The 15,109-nt window shown below is 58.7% G+C and carries 13 protein-coding genes and 1 riboswitch; of the genes, 10 read left to right on the forward strand and 3 right to left on the reverse strand.

Annotated elements, in window-relative coordinates; genetic code table 11:
• Positions 1 to 149: 149 nt before the first annotated feature.
• Positions 150 to 1,049 carry an AraC family transcriptional regulator gene (locus D7M11_RS10125; protein ID WP_158606545.1) on the reverse strand — a complete coding sequence of 300 codons (900 nt, stop codon included), beginning with the start codon at positions 1,047 to 1,049 and terminating at the stop codon, positions 150 to 152.
• Positions 1,050 to 1,277: 228 nt separating this feature from the next.
• On the opposite strand from D7M11_RS10125, the gene D7M11_RS10130 reads away from it, so the two are divergent.
• From D7M11_RS10130 to D7M11_RS10160, 7 genes are all read left to right on the forward strand, one after another.
• Complete coding sequence (locus tag D7M11_RS10130) at positions 1,278 to 2,603, forward strand: ABC transporter substrate-binding protein (protein WP_120747089.1); 1,326 nt, start codon at positions 1,278 to 1,280, stop codon at positions 2,601 to 2,603.
• A gap of 116 nt (positions 2,604 to 2,719) precedes the next feature.
• A riboswitch (ZMP/ZTP riboswitch) is annotated at positions 2,720 to 2,803 on the forward strand.
• Between the two features lie 393 nt (positions 2,804 to 3,196).
• Positions 3,197 to 4,069 (forward strand): bifunctional 5,10-methylenetetrahydrofolate dehydrogenase/5,10-methenyltetrahydrofolate cyclohydrolase, encoded by an 873-nt coding sequence (locus tag D7M11_RS10135; protein ID WP_120747090.1) that lies wholly within the window; start codon positions 3,197 to 3,199, stop codon positions 4,067 to 4,069.
• Positions 4,066 to 4,710 carry a cyclodeaminase/cyclohydrolase family protein gene (locus tag D7M11_RS10140; RefSeq protein ID WP_120747091.1) on the forward strand — a complete coding sequence of 215 codons (645 nt, stop codon included), beginning with the start codon at positions 4,066 to 4,068 and terminating at the stop codon, positions 4,708 to 4,710. The genes D7M11_RS10135 and D7M11_RS10140 overlap by 4 nt, the downstream gene beginning before the upstream one ends.
• Positions 4,711 to 4,726: 16 nt before the next feature.
• A complete protein-coding gene (purN, locus tag D7M11_RS10145) occupies positions 4,727 to 5,323 on the forward strand; it encodes a phosphoribosylglycinamide formyltransferase (RefSeq protein WP_120747289.1) in 597 nt (198 codons plus the stop codon).
• A 43-nt stretch (positions 5,324 to 5,366) separates the two neighbouring features.
• A complete protein-coding gene (locus D7M11_RS10150; RefSeq protein ID WP_158606546.1) occupies positions 5,367 to 6,194 on the forward strand; it encodes an AraC family transcriptional regulator in 828 nt (275 codons plus the stop codon).
• A 107-nt stretch (positions 6,195 to 6,301) separates the two neighbouring features.
• Positions 6,302 to 7,186, forward strand: coding sequence for a phytanoyl-CoA dioxygenase family protein (locus tag D7M11_RS10155; protein ID WP_120747093.1), 885 nt, complete (start codon positions 6,302 to 6,304; stop codon positions 7,184 to 7,186).
• A 233-nt stretch (positions 7,187 to 7,419) separates the two neighbouring features.
• Positions 7,420 to 8,667 (forward strand): MFS transporter, encoded by a 1,248-nt coding sequence (locus tag D7M11_RS10160; protein WP_120747094.1) that lies wholly within the window; start codon positions 7,420 to 7,422, stop codon positions 8,665 to 8,667.
• A 46-nt stretch (positions 8,668 to 8,713) separates the two neighbouring features.
• On the opposite strand, the gene D7M11_RS10165 is transcribed toward D7M11_RS10160, so the two are convergent.
• Positions 8,714 to 9,838, reverse strand: coding sequence for a class I mannose-6-phosphate isomerase (locus D7M11_RS10165; protein ID WP_120747095.1), 1,125 nt, complete (start codon positions 9,836 to 9,838; stop codon positions 8,714 to 8,716).
• Positions 9,839 to 10,062: 224 nt separating this feature from the next.
• Here D7M11_RS10165 and D7M11_RS10170 point away from each other — a divergent pair, with 224 nt between their 5' ends.
• Positions 10,063 to 10,629 carry an AAA family ATPase gene (locus tag D7M11_RS10170; protein WP_120747096.1) on the forward strand — a complete coding sequence of 189 codons (567 nt, stop codon included), beginning with the start codon at positions 10,063 to 10,065 and terminating at the stop codon, positions 10,627 to 10,629.
• 96 nt (positions 10,630 to 10,725) lie between these two features.
• Here D7M11_RS10170 and D7M11_RS10175 read toward each other — a convergent pair whose 3' ends face one another.
• Positions 10,726 to 11,211, reverse strand: a complete 486-nt coding sequence (locus D7M11_RS10175; protein WP_120747097.1) for a hypothetical protein — start codon at positions 11,209 to 11,211, stop codon at positions 10,726 to 10,728.
• Positions 11,212 to 11,462: 251 nt separating this feature from the next.
• On the opposite strand from D7M11_RS10175, the gene D7M11_RS10180 reads away from it, so the two are divergent.
• Together D7M11_RS10180 and D7M11_RS10185 are read left to right on the forward strand one after the other, a co-directional pair.
• Complete coding sequence (locus D7M11_RS10180) at positions 11,463 to 13,256, forward strand: L-fucose isomerase (protein ID WP_120747098.1); 1,794 nt, start codon at positions 11,463 to 11,465, stop codon at positions 13,254 to 13,256.
• 19 nt (positions 13,257 to 13,275) lie between these two features.
• Positions 13,276 to 14,952, forward strand: a complete 1,677-nt coding sequence (locus tag D7M11_RS10185) for a ribulokinase (RefSeq protein ID WP_120747099.1) — start codon at positions 13,276 to 13,278, stop codon at positions 14,950 to 14,952.
• Positions 14,953 to 15,109 lie beyond the last annotated feature (157 nt).

Here is a 15,109-nt window from a genome sequence, read left to right on the forward strand (position 1 = left end):
GCGTTCGGAGCGACTGCAGCGGTACGGAGGCAGGTCGTCTGTTGAAGGGTCGGCTGCAGCGCGGAGGGTAGATTCGCTTGCATTTTTTGGAAACGCTTTCTAAAATATGCACTTCCGCCCGTACACGAACATCCGGCTCGAGAGCGGCTTCACGGAGCCATGGCCGGCGGGCTGCTGCTTTCGCTTTCGAGGCGCTCAGGGTCACGCTCGGAGTTTTGCAGCATTTTCCGGTATTCCGCGGGCGTAACCCCTACCTGCTTTTTGAACACGCGGCTGAAATGGGACAGATGCTTAAAGCCGACCTGGTAGCCGACGTCGGTGACCGTATTTTGATCGCTTTGGTAAAACAGGATTTTAGCCTGATTGACCCTTCTCCGGTACAAATAATCGAACACGGTCATGCCGGTCACTTCACGGAACACCTTCATGAGGTGAAACCGGTTCATATGCAAATCGTAGGCCATACGCTCCAGCTCGATATCTTCCGTATAGCTTTCCTCGATATAATCGATCATGTTCTGCACGTAAAGCTGGCGATCGGTCGGCTTCCGCCGCACTTCCATCTCCGGGCGGCACTGCTCGTAGATGAGCATGAGCAGATCGTAAAACGCCGACAGCAGCCGGCCGCGATGGACCATGTCCCGCGAATAATAAAACCGGTTGATCCGCGCGAGCACTTCCTCGCATTCCACCTTTGCCGCCGGGCTCAGCCGGATATGATGATTGCGCAATTGCTCGAACGGCTTCAGCGGTTTGCAGGCCAGCAGGTCGGGGCCGAACAGCTGCACGAGATGAGGCTCGAACGAAAACATCGTACGCACATATTCCTTTTCCTTGCCGATCTTCGGACAATGCCGCGTCATCCCGTTCATAATGATCAGATCGCCGGGTTGCAGCGGGATGACCCGGTCGCCGAGCAAATAATCGCAGCGGCCTTCGTGAAAATAATAAATTTCGTATTGCGGGTGCGAATGAAAGGCGGCTTTTCCGGATACTTTGTTCCACTTGTAATAATAGTCGGAAAAGAGACGAAACGAATAGGAGCTCATGCACAATTCCCCCTTCATCCTGTTGGTTCGTATGCGATCTGATCCGATTATACCATACCGAATGGGATGGGAAACGGTCTTACGAATCGGACGACCGGCCAAAAAACCACTTACAGTTAAATGATAGGGGCACCCGCCCATTTCCGGTTAACCAAATTGCTCCGGGGCTGTGGTACCATTTTGGTGAAATCGCTTTCGATCCTACAATAGAACAGAGGGGTACATCTTATGAAAAAAACATTCAGTCTTGTACTTGCAGTGGCAGTCGCTTCCACCATGCTTGCCGCCTGCGGAGGGAAAACGGCATCGGATAAGCCTTCGGAAGCGGGGCAGACTGCGGCTCCGAAGCAGGATCCGATCGATCTCGTCTTTTACGACGCAGGCGGTGACTGGCCGGCGGAACGCTTCGAACGCGAGTTCGGTGGTCCGATCAAAGCGAAGTTTCCGTACGTTACGCCGAAATTCGTCCCTTATACGAACGGCAGCAAAATGCAGGATATGATCACCGCCGGAGAGACGCCGGACATCGTATTCGCCTCAACCGGACTCGTCTCTGCCCGCTTCCTTCAGTTCGAGCTGCAAGAGGACATTACGCCGCTCGTCCAGAAGTACAAATACGATCTGACGAAGCTGGAGCCGGTCGTCGTCGAGCAGATGAAGCAGCTCGCGGGCGGCAGCGGCATGTACGGCATGCCGATCTTCCTTTCTCCGGCGACGAATTATTACAACAAGGACTTGTTCGACAAGTTCGGCGTCGCTTACCCGAAAGACGTGAACACGTGGGATGACCTGTACGACATGTCCAAGAAGCTGACCCGCAGCGACGGCGGCGTGACATACAGAGGCTTGTTCGTATCGGCGCAGCATTTGATCCGCTTGAACCAGTTTTCACTAAAAACGCTCGACACGACAACGAACAAAGCGTCCTTCTCCGATGAGAAGTGGAAAACGTTTTTTGACAATGCCACCCGCTTCTTCACGATACCGGGCTACGATATGAATGCGAATCTGACGAATGTAACGAACCAGCGGAACGCCTTCATCAAGGACCGGAACGTCGCCATGTGGCTTCCTGTCAGCACTCAGCATACAGCCGAGGAGCTGGCCGGCATGAATTGGGATATCGCTTCGTTCCCGTCGTTCGCCGGACAACCGGGAGTGGGACCGCAGCCGTACCCGAACGCGCTCTGGCTGGCGAAAACGAGCAAGCATAAGGACCAGGCGTTCCAGGTTATGGCGTATCTCGCCTCCGAGGAATTCCAAACGCCGGGCGTGAAACGGGGCGAGTTCTTGTCCGCGCTGAAGAGCGACACGCTGCGCAAGGCGTTTGGCCAGGACGCCGCGATGTACAAAGGCAAAAACATCAAGGCGATGCTGCCGGAGAAGTTTGCGCCAGGTACCCCGATCGGCAAATACAACAGCGTTTCCGAGGGCAATCTGCTGACGGCGTTCAACAATATCATTTTGGGCAAAAAGGATACGAATACGGCGCTTCGCGAGGCGGAGGAAGCGTCGAATAAGAAAGTTCAGGAGGAGCTGAGCAAGAGTAAGTAGCTCTCGGTCAGGACAAGGATGCGATCCGGAAGCGGGCGCATCCTTGTTCCGTTTGGCGGATGGCACAGGTGATCATTGAAAAAGCGGGGACGGATTGGTAATATAGGGATAGAATCAAGTCCGCGCGTAACTGGCGAATCGGTGGGGTACCACGAGGGAGCGCGCGGAAACGGACATAACCGCTCGCCTGGGTAAAAGTGTCCGGAGCTGCCGCGCGCCATCGCGGACGCTTCGGATGCTTTTTCTTTGTCCGCACAATCGGGTCCCCGTAGGGTGTTCGCGGTGTAGTGGCGAGGCTGGACTGGGCTTGGCTGCTGCATGGGAGGTTATTGCACCTAGCGGTCTTTCGGGCCTCTTATTTCCTTGAATTCAGTCTTTTCGGGGAAAATAGAGTGTTTTTAGGACTCTTATTCTGGCCATAATGGCCGGTATCGATCGAAATCGGCACCAAATAAGAGTCCCAAAAGACTGCTATGCCTGAGCAGTTGCTAAATCAAGCCGATTTAGAAGGCTCAAAGGACTTCTATTGCTCTAACCTAGCCATCTTCGAAGGTTAGCGTCACTTTACGGGGGAATATGGAGAGGGTGAGCGTATGGGCATTTGGATGAAAGCGAAAGAAGCCGCCGAAGAAGTGCGGACAGAGGTGGCGAAGGCGGCGGCGGAATATCGCGCGGAAGGCATCGTCCCGAAAGTGGCGGTGCTGCTCGTGGAGGGCGATCCCGCTTCGGCGTATTACGCCGAGTCGAAACGGAAAATCGCCGCCAAGCTCGGCATCGAGTTCGAGCTGCTTGCGCTGCCGCCGGAGTCTTCGGAGCGGCAATTGATCGATGTCGTAACGGCATGGAGCCGGGATGAGCGTGTGCACGGGATTATGCTGGAGCTGCCGCTTCCCAGGCATATTTCGGCGGCGGCCGTTGCGACGGCCATCGATCCGCTCAAGGATGTGGACGGCGTGACGCCGGCGAACAAGCTGGCGGTCATGACAGGCGAGCCCGGTCTCTACCCGGCGACGCCGCAGTCGTGCATCCGGCTGCTGCGCGCCTACGGCTATTCGCCGGAAGGCAAGCACGTAGCGCTCGTCGGAAGGGGACAGACGGTCGGCATGCCGCTGTTCCATATGCTTCAGCGGGAGCAGGCTACGGTGACCGTCTGCCACTCGCGAACGGCCGACTTGAAGCGGCATGTGCAGGGTGCAGACATCGTTATTGCCGCGGTCGGACGAGCCGGGCTGCTGACGAAGGAGATGTTCCGCGGCGAAACGGTCGTCATCGACGCCGGCATTAACGAGATGGCGGACGGCGGCATCGCGGGCGATGTCGCGCCGGATGCGATCGAGACGGCGGCGGCGGTGTCGCCCGTGCCCGGCGGAGTCGGCACGCTGACGACCGCGCTGCTGTTCGAAAATGCGATCAAGGCGATCCGCCTGCAGCGTCAGGCGGTTAAGAAGGGAGCGGAAGCGAAATGACGCAGCAATTGATGTTCGACCGGACGATCCGGTCGTTTCTGGAGGAAGCCGGAGCGGCGACGCCCACGCCCGGCGGCGGTAGCGTAGCCGCGCTGGTCGGGGCGCTCGCGGCGTCGATGGTGTCAATGGCCGCCCGTTTTACGCAAGGCGCGAAGTTTGCCGAAGCGGAGGCGGCGATGAAGGAGGCAGCGGAGCGGCTGCAGGGCTGGACGCACGATTGCGAACGTTTGCTGGAGGCGGATATCGCCTCCTTCGACCGCTTCATGACGGCGCTGAAGCTGCCGAAGGCGAGCGAGGAGGAGAAACGCGGTCGCGCGAAGGCGCTGCATGAAGCGACGCTGCAAGCGATCGATGTGCCGCTTGGTCTGATGCAGCTTTGCCGCGACGCCTTGACGATGACGGCGGACATTGCGGCGTCCGCCAATCCGAACGTCATCTCCGATCTCGGCATCGGTGCGCTGCTGTTCGAAGCGGCGGCCCGGTCCTCCTACCTGACGGTGGAGATAAACCTTGCTTCCTTGAAAGACGAACAAGCGGCTAAGGCGCTAGATGAGCGCGCCACGGAGCTGCTTCGATCGTGCGAAACGCTGAAAGAGCAGGCGCTCCGCGACGTACGGGCGACAATATGGGAAAGGAAGTAGATCAAGCTTGGCTTCTATGAATATCGCCATATTTGCCTCGCATGGAGGCTCCAATGCGCAGGCGATCATCGACGCTTGTGCGGAAGACCGGCTGGCCGCGGCCGTCGCGGCCGTCATCAGCAACAACTCGCAGTCGGGGGCGCTGGATCGGGCTCGCAGAGCGGGCATCCCGTCTTATCACCTCAGCTCGAAGGCATACCCGGAAGAGGAGGCGCTGGATCGGGCCATACTCGAGACACTGCGCCGCCATGGCGTCAATCTGATCGCTTTGGCCGGCTATATGAAGAAGCTTGGGCCCGAGACGCTTCGCGCCTATGCGGGCCGTATCCTCAATGTGCACCCGTCGCTGCTGCCGAAGTTCGGCGGACACGGGATGTATGGAGAACATGTGCACGAAGCGGTCATTGCCGCCGGCGAGCGGGAAACCGGCGTAACGGTGCATCTCGTGGACGCCGAGTACGACGAGGGCCCGATCGTCGCGCAGTGCGCGGTGCCCGTGGAAGCGGGGGATACGGCGGAGACGCTTGCGGAGCGGGTGCTGCATAAGGAGCATGAATTTTACGTTGCAACGCTTCAGCGGATCGCGCGCGGGGAGATTGTACTGCCGGGCTGATAAAAGGTTACGGATACACGCAGCGGAGCGGAGGGATGCATTCATGTGGAAAACGGACGATCGCGTCCTGGCAAGCACGGCGATCATCGGCCATGGGAGAGGCTGGGAGATGCAGTTTCACCGGCACGGCAGCTTCGAATGCTCCGTCGTCTTGGAAGGAAGCGGGTATTTCCAGAGCGAAGGCGGGCCTGCGGTTTCGATCGAAGCCGGACACGTCGTCCTGATTCCCCCGAATGTGATCCACCGCTATTGGACGGGAAGCTCGATCCGGTTCGGCGTTCTGCAAGCGGAGAGAGCGGAGCCGGAGACGATGAAGCTGTTTCTGGCGATGGCGGCCAAGGATCGGGCCGACTACCGGCTGCTCTATTTGTCTCCCGGCGAGCTGGACGAGTACGAGAGGCTGTTCCGCAGCTGGATTCGCGCCGTATCGCAGCCGCTCAAGCAGCGCGAGCAGGTCGTTCACGCCTGGCTCCGCTTGCTGCTGCTGACGCTTGCACAAAGCGCAGATTCCCGCGCGAAGCCGCTGTCGATCGCAAGCTGCGCCGACTATATCCGCGACCATCTCGGAGAACCGGTGCCGATTGGCGAGCTGGCGAAAAGAGCCGGCGTCTCGGAATCTTCATTCAGAAGGCTGTTTCACGAAACCTACGGCGTGTCGCCCAAGATGTACCTGCAAAACTGCCGGCTGGCGGAGGCGCAGTGGCAGCTTCGCGTCTCCGACAAGCCGATCCGCTCCATCGCCGAGTCGGTCGGCTTTCTGAGCATTCATGCGTTCAGCGCCTGGTTCCAGAAGACGGCGGGGATGGCTCCCGCCGAATGGCGGAAGCGGCAGCGCGGCGGCATGGACGACGGCGGAGAGAGCGGGACGTGACGGTTTTCATTAAATGTTTCGGCGTTTGCAATAAATACGGGCTGCCGCGTCTCCCGCTATAATGGGCACATGAACGTCCAATCCCATGATGGCGAGGAGAAGATACGATGACGAAGATAAGCATTTGCGGCAGCGAATTCGAGATGGGCGGTCCGCAGTTGACCGAGCTGCGCAGTTCGAACGATATTATCGGCGATACAGAGGCGCTGCGAGAGCGTATGCGGGAGGACGGATACATTCTGATCCGGGGCTTTCACGACCGGGAGAAGGTGCTGCGGGCGCGGGCGCAAATCTGGGACAAAATGAACGCGATGGGCAAGCTGGACAGCTCCGCCACGCTGGACAACGCAGTGATCGCAAACGGCGGCAAAGGGTTGATGTTCGGCGGCACGAACGAGGATTTGCCTGCCTTTCTCGATGTCGTCAACGCGCCGGAAACGATGGATTTTTTCTCCCGCTTTCTCGGAGGGCCTTCGCTAACGCTCGATTACAAGTGGCTGCGCGCGGTAGGAAACGGGGGCTTTACAGGCGCCCATTACGATATCGTTTACATGGGCCGGGGCACGAAAAATTTGTATACGCTGTGGACGCCGTTCGGAGACACGCCGGTCGAGATGGGAACGCTTGCCGTGCTGCTCGGCTCGCACCGGCTCGATAAGCTGAAGGCTACCTACGGCGAGATGGACGTCGACCGCGACCATATGGAAGGCTGGCTGTCCCGCGATCCGCAGGAGCTGCTCGAGAAGTTCGGCGGCAGATGGGCGACGACCGATTTTCGCGCCGGCGACGCGATCTTCTTCGGCATGTATTTGCTGCATTCGTCGACGGAGAACCGGACAAACAACTACCGAATCAGCTGCGATACCCGCTACCAGCTCGCTTCCGAGCCTGTCGACGAGCGCTGGATCGGGCGCAAGCCGAAAGGGCACGAGCCGCAAAAGTCGGAGGAACGCGTATCGATCGAGGATGCACGCAAGCAATGGGGCGTCTGATGGCGAGTGCGTAAAGGAAGCTTTGCCTGCAAGGCTTGCAGATAAGGGCCACAGTATAGTGAATCGGATAGTGCTCCCGCCTGGTGACCGATGGCGGGGGCTCTTTTGTTGTCGATCAGGAAAGAAGGGGATCGGTCTCGGGAAGGATAGACGTTTCCTTCCGGCGAATGTTTTTTACAGCCGGTATATTTTGTAAGCTAGAGTACGACTGATAAATGAAAGGAAGATCGATTATGAAGGCAAGTCAGCCGGCTTCGGCCAGGCAGTTGTTCGGCAACCGGGTCGTGCAAGCGATTATGGTGTCGACCTTATTTTTGCAAATCGGCATATGGGTGCGGAATATCGCTATCCTGCTGTTCGTCAAAGCGATGACAAACGACGATGCGTTCGCCGTATCGCTTATTTCCGTCGCCGAGTTTGCTCCAATCTTCATCTTTTCGTTTATCGGGGGGACGTTTGCCGATCGATGGCGGCCGAAACGGACGATGGTGTGGTGCGATCTGCTCAGCGCCGTCTCCATTCTCGGGGTGCTCTTCGCCATGACGTACGGTTCGTGGAAGGCGGTCTTTTTCGCGACGCTAGTTTCGTCCGTGCTGTCGCAATTTTCGCAGCCGGCGGGGATGAAGCTGTTCAAAGCGCATGTGCCTGAGCATTTGGTGCAAACGGGGATGTCGATGTATCAAACGCTGTTCGCGGTGTTTATGATTTTCGGTCCGGTCGTTGGGACTTTCGTGTACCAGAGCTACGGGATCGAGACGGCGATCGGCGCCATGGGCGTCGCTTTTGTGCTGTCGGCCGCTTCGCTTGCTTTTTTGCCGCGGGACCGCAAGGATGAAGCCGGGAAGACCAAGTCGCATTTAAAAGAAGACATCAAGGCGGGCTTCCGCTACGTAGGGTCGAGCATCGTGCTGAGCAAGCTCGGCGGAGGGTTCGTCGCTGCCGGTCTCGGCCTCGGTCTCATTCAGCCGATGGGCATTTTCCTTCTGACGGAGCGGCTTGGCAGAGCGGAGACCGACTTGCAATGGTTTCTGCTCGTTAACGGGGTGGCGATGATCATCGGCGGCATGCTGGCGATGAGCTTCTCCGCGAAGGTGTCGCCGGCAAAGCTGCTCGCGTTCGGCATGGTCGTGGACAGCTTGTCGATGATCGCCATGGGCATTTCGACGAATTACGGAATTACGCTTGGACTCCAGTTTTTAAGCGGGTTTGTGCTGCCGTGCATTCAGATCGGGATTAACACGATGATTTTGCAAAATACGGAAGAGGCGTTCATCGGCCGTGTCAACGGCATTTTGAACCCGCTGTTCATGGGCTCGATGGTTGTGACGATGATGCTGTCCGGCGTGCTGAAAAACGCGATCACGCTCGTGCCGCTATACGTAGTCGCGGGCGTTCTGTTCCTGGCCGGCGTCGCTGTTCTTGCTCCACTCTTCAAGCTGAAGGGCGGTATGCAGCCCGAGACGGAACAAAAGGCCGGATAGCGGGGAAACAGCGACGATTCCGGGGGATCGACCGCGCTACCGCCATTTACTTGGGCGGGTAGCACAGTACGACGACTAGAGCTTCGCGCGGATCGTTCGCGCGCCATGTCATGTGCCGCAAGCCGGCGGGAAGGAACAACGTATCGCCCGTGCCGAGAGCCGCTTCGCCGCTTGCAAACAGCAGAGTGCCCGAGCCCGCTACGACGATCGCTACCGCAAATTCGTCTTGCTTAGCCATCTCGTATTGTCCGGTCACCTGAAGGCGGTTCATGCGAAAACGCTCCGTATGCTTCGGCTGGATCAGAAAAGTCTCCGTGCCGCCATCCTGATGGTCCGCGACTTCCGGAACGATTTTCGTGCGAAACAGCGTGTCCGTTAGACACGCAGCTTCATAATGGAAGCAGTCCAGCATGCGGTCGAAGCCGATTCCTTGATGGCAAGCCCGGTCCGGGAGCCGAACGCCCCTTGGCGTCGTCCGCTCGGTGCGCAGCGTGAGGTCGGTCGGCTCCTGAATCTCGATCAGCAGGCAGCCGCTTCCGATCGCATGGGGCAGTCCGCCTGCAATAAGGAAAACATCGCCCTCCCGCACTTCCACCTTGTGAAGGGCGTCCAGCATCGCGGGAATATCCTGCTCCTCGAACAGGCGTCTCCACAGTTCCTTCGTCACGTGCGGTTTAAAGCCGAGCAGCACGTAGGGCGGTTCGCCGTCGATCGTCCGGCCGCCAAGCACATACCACGCCTCCGTCTTGCCGAAGCGGGAGTCAAATGCTTCAAGCGCGAAATCCGGGTCCGGATGTACCTGGATCGTCAGCCGTTCGCAGGAGTCGAGTACTTTGACGAGCAGGGCGGGGCTTGATTCGTATCGCCGGGCGTGTTCGGCGCCGAGAAAGCGGGCCGGGTCCGACTCGATCAGTTCCTTCAGCGTTACAGCCGTTCCATCCGGCGAGCCGGGCAGCGCCACCTGGCTGAGTCCTTCCGCAGCAGCGTGCTCGCGGCCCGCATTGACTGCTTGCACCGTGGAAGCAACCCACAGCTCAGGATAATCGCTGTCGCGCGGATCGTGTTGACGCCTCCACGCTTCCAAACCGAGTCCGCCGCGATACGTACGCCATACGCGGTCGTCGATCAGCCTGAGCGGGATTTGGCTTAAAGACTTGTTTGCATCGTTCATGAGCTCACCTCCGTATTCCGCGACGCTACCGTTTCTGTCTCGGCTTTTTCGATTTATTATAGTTTCAAGTGAGGAAAAAGCAATACGGTGTTTCCGCGAACAAGTACGAGGTGCCGGCGTCAGCGATTTATCAGTCATTCTGCATTGTAATCCGCAGGGGAGATGTGGGAATATTTGGTGGCGGGAGTTTAGAATGAACCGTATGAGCGAACGGGGGATAACGGATGAAAAGATACGTAATCGTGACAGTCGGCAAAACCCATAGCGGAAAAACGACATTTGCCCAAGCTTTGCAGAAGCGGCTGGATCATTCCGCTGTTATCGACCAAGATAACCACGCGGAATTCGTCAATGCGCACTACAAAACGTTATTGCCCGTACAAGGGCCCAATACGCTCAAATTCGCCATCACCCGAACGATCGTGGATTATGCGGTTTCGCAGACGAACGATCATCTCATTCTGTGCAATTCCAATCGCGCGCGCAAAGGCCGGACCGAGCTGCTCGAACGTTTTCGTCATGATGGCTTTGCGAGTTTCCTTGTTTATTTTGATCTGCCGGATTCGGTTCTTCAGGCGCGAATTGCCGAAAGTCGGCGCAGCACGGCTATATTCAGAACTGCTTCGACGTTCGGAGAAGTGCTGCTCCGGCAGCAGGCCGACTCTGCAAGAGGCGACGCAACAGCGCCTGACGAGAGCGAAGCCGATCACTTTTTCGTCATTGAAAGCGCGGATAACGTACAGTCCGTCATTCAAAACATAGTGGATATTGTAGGGGAATGCAGACGCTAAATGGAGTGTCATCGGGCGATGAGCGAACGAATAACGTTAGCCTAGCCCATTTTCGCCGAATCGCAGCGCGTCCAACCTTCACGGGTCATCTGCGCGTTATTCGTCGTCTTCTTGTTGGCGGTCGGAAGCTACCAAGCCCTGCAAAAGGTTGAGCTCGCGGTGAATCCAGAGCAGCTCGGCCTCTTTCTCCAGCAGCAGGCGCGACAATTCCTCGATTCTCGATCCTACGCTCGTCTCGCCGCTTCCCAAATAGCCTTTGTTATGCCCATACACGCGCTGGACGATCGCCTTGCGGCTGCTGCCGAATGTCAGCACAATCCAGTCGTCCGCCCCTTTGCGTCCATACTGCCGATACTTCTCGAAGTACGTCTCGAAAATGGCATTCACCGTTTGGCGCCGTTCCCAGCTCAAGCTGCCCATCGCGTCTTTGGAGCGCGCAGCCGCACGCATCAATTGAAAATCGCTAAGTTTGCCGCGAGCAGCCTCGATTCGGTCGATCTCTTCTATAAATATCGGATAAATCGCTTGAATCAGCGCCGCTTCTTCCGCCATGTCTTGTTCTGTGATTGTATGCCGGTTCATAGGAACCATCCTTTCCGGTATAGTAGAAATGAGGCGTCCTAACGGATCTTTCCCGCATCGATATAGCTTTCGTAACGGGGATTCTCTTTCGGTTCGAATGAACCTTTCCTTGTCCGGTATCGGAAAAAAGACCGCTTGCCAGCGCCGGTTCGCCTTGCGGAAAAAGAGCTTGCGCGTTTTTCCTTTTCGGAATAAACTGTTATCAGGACTAAAATGTTATCGATAACTCTAACCTTCGGGAGGGAACGAACATGACTCAGCAATTCGTTAATCGTTACAAAGGAAGCTTGCCCAAGATCGGTATCCGGCCGGTGCTCGACGGCCGCGAAGGAGGAATCCGCGAGTCGCTGGAGAATGTTACGATGGAGATGGCGAAGTCGGTTGCTCAGCTGCTGACGGAGAAGCTGCGGCATTCGAACGGGATGCCGGTCGAATGCGTCATCGCCGACACGACGATCGGCGGCGTGGCCGAGGCGGCTCAGGCGGCGGAGAAGTTCAGACGCGAGGGCGTCGGCGTCTCGATCAGCGTAACGCCGTCGTGGTGTTATCCGACGGAGACGATCGATACCGATCCGACGATCCCGAAGGCGATCTGGGGCTTCAACGGCACGGAGCGGCCGGGGGCGGTGTACCTCGCTGCGGCGATGTCGGCGCATAACCAGAAAGGAATCCCCGCCTTCGCGATATACGGCAACGACGTTCAGGATATGGGCGACAAGACGATTACGCCGGATGTCGAGCAGAAGCTGCTGCAATTCGCCAAGTCGGCGCTGGCCGTCGCTACGCTGCGCGGGAAATCGTATTTGTCGATGGGCAACGTGTCGATGGGCATCGCCAGCTGTATCGCCGATGAGCCTTTCTTCCAGCGCTATCTCGGTATGCGAAACGAGTATGTCGATATGACGGAGTTTGTACGGCGCATGGAGCTTGGCATTTACGACAAAGACGAGTACGAGAAAGCGCTTCAGTGGACCAAGGACAACTGCCGCGAAGGGGACGACGTCAACCCGCCGCATTTGAAGCGTACGCGCGAGCAAAAGGACGGAGACTGGCAAACGATCGTCAAAATGGCGCTCATCGCCCGCGACCTGATGATCGGCAATCCGAAGCTGAAGGAGATGGGCTTTGGCGAGGAAGCGCGGGGACGCAATGCGATCGCCGCCGGCTTCCAGGGTCAGCGCGCCTGGACCGATTATTTCCCGACCGGCGATTTCCTGGAGGCAATGCTGACTTCGTCGTTCGACTGGAACGGCATTCGCGAGCCGTTCGTCGTGGCGACCGAGAACGATACGCTCAATGCGGTGACGATGCTGTTCGGCAGCTTGCTGACCAATTCCGCCCAACTGTTCGCCGATGTGCGTACGTACTGGAGCCCGGATGCGGTGAGGCGCGTAACCGGACAGGAGCTCTCGGGGCTCGCCGAGAACGGCGTCATTCACCTCATCAACTCCGGTCCGGCTTCGCTCGATTGGACCGGACAGGCAAAGGCCGAGGACGGATCGCCGACGGTTAAGCCGTTCTGGCAGCTGACGGAGGAAGAGGCGCAAGCTTGTCTGGATGCGACGCTGTGGCGTCCGGCGGTGGACTTTTTCCGCGGCGGCGGCTTCTCCACCGACTTTACAACGCGCGGCGGCATGCCGGCAACGATGGCGCGCGTCAATCTGGTCGCGGGCATCGGGCCGGTGCTGCAAATCGCCGAAGGTTATACGGTCGAGCTGCCTGACGACATTCACAATATTTTGGACAAGAGAACCGACCAAACTTGGCCGACCACCTGGTTCGTGCCGAATTTGAACGGAGAAGGACCGTTCCGCGACGTGTATTCGGTCATGAACGCCTGGGGCTCGAATCACTGCGCGGTCAGCTACGGCCATAACGGCGCAGATTTGATCACGCTGGCCTCGATGCTGCGCATTCCGGTTTGCATGCACAATGTTCCGGCGGAGCGTATTTTCCGTCCGTCGGCATGGAACGCTTTCGGCACGAGCGATCCGGAAGGAGCGGACTACCGCGCTTGCGGCGTGTACGGGCCGTTATACAAATGACCCGGGAGGAAATGGACACATGAAGGGAACTTATGCGATCGGGATCGACTACGGTACCGAATCCGGACGCGCTTTGCTGGTCGATACGAAGGACGGGAGGGTGCTGGCGTCGCATGTGACGCCGTACCCGCACGGCGTCATCGACAAGGAGCTGCCTGTCGGCGGGGTGAAGCTCGGAACCGATTGGGCGCTTCAGCATCCGGACGACTATTTGGAGGTGCTGCGGCGGTCCGTGCCGGAGACGCTGCGTTTGTCAGGCGTATCCGCGGACGAGGTAGTCGGGATCGGCATCGATTTTACCGCCTGCACGATATTGCCGGTCAGCCCGGACAACAAGCCGTTATGTTTCGACGAAGCGTGGAAGATGAGGCCGCACGCCTATGTGAAGCTGTGGAAGCATCACGCCGCGCAGGAGGACGCCGACCGGCTGAACGAGCTTGCGCTGGGGCGCGGCGAAACGTTTCTGCGCCGCTACGGCGGCAGCTTGTCGTCCGAATGGCTGCTGCCGAAGGTAGCGCAAACGCTGCGCGAAGACCCGGATGTCTTCGAGGCGGCGGACCGGTTCGTGGAAGCGGCGGACTGGGTTGTCTGGGCGATGACCGGCACGCTTGCCAGAAACAGCTGCGCCGCCGGCTACAAGGGCACTTGGCATAAGGCGGAAGGTTTCCCGAGCCGAGACTATTTGAAGGCGGCCGATCCGCGGCTCGAATCGTTGGCCGAAACGAAGCTGCGCGGCGACGTGATCGCCTCCGGCACGAAGGCGGGCGAGCTGACCGAGGAGATGGCCCGTCTGACCGGCCTTCGCCCCGGCATTCCGGTAGCGGCGGCGATTATCGACGCGCATGCCGCCGTTCCGGGAGTTGGCGTAGTCGCTCCGGGCACGATGGTGCTGGCGATGGGCACGTCGCTGTGCCATATGCTGATCTCAAGCGTGGAACGCGAGGTCGAGGGCATTCGCGGCGTCGTCGAGGACGGCATCGTTCCCGGCTATTTCGGCTACGAGGCGGGTCAGCCGGCGGTCGGCGACATGTTCGCGTGGTTCGCGAATCAGGCGGTGCCGGGTTATGTCCGCGACAAGGCGGCGGAAGAAGGCGTCTCCGTATTCGATTATTTGGGACGCGGGGCTGCGGCGCTGGCGCCGGGCGAGAGCGGGCTGATGGCGCTCGACTGGTGGAACGGCAACCGCTCGGTGCTGGCCGACGAAAGCTTGCGCGGACTGATCGTCGGGCTCGGGCTGCATACGAAGCCGGAGGATGTGTACCGGGCTTTGCTGGAGGCGACAGCCTTCGGCACGAGAAGGGTCATCGAAGCGTTCGAGCGCAGCGGCATCGAGATCGCCTCGCTGTCGGCGAACGGAGGCATTCCGCAGCGCAACCCGCTGCTGATGCAAATTTACGCCGACGTCACCGGCAAACCGGTCGATATTCCGGCGGCGGAGCAGTCGACCGCGCTCGGCTCGGCGATGATGGGAGCGGTCGCTGCGGGCAGCGCCTGCGGCGGCTACGATACGCTGGCCGAGGCGGCTGCCCGCATGGGGCCTCCGGTGAAGGCGAGGTACACGCCGAACGAGGAGCATGTCCGGGTGTATGAGGAGCTGTACGAGCAGTATGTGGCGCTGCACGACTATTTCGGCCGAGGCGCGGACGGTGTCATGCACAAGCTGCGCAAGCTGAAGGAGCGCGCGGGAAAAGCGTAAGAGGGAACAGAAGCCAGGTATGGATGCGAGCAGCGTCCGTACCTGGCTTTTGTCCTTGCTAAAGACAGTTAAGTTCGATAAAGCGTTAAAGCGAATCGAAGTGGCTTTCTTATTGTGATGTGCCTGAAACGAGGAGTCGCTACTGGGAAAACTCCCG

It is taken from the genome of Paenibacillus ginsengarvi, assembly GCF_003626695.1.
GTDB classification, from domain to species: domain Bacteria; phylum Bacillota; class Bacilli; order Paenibacillales; family NBRC-103111; genus Paenibacillus_AB; species Paenibacillus_AB ginsengarvi.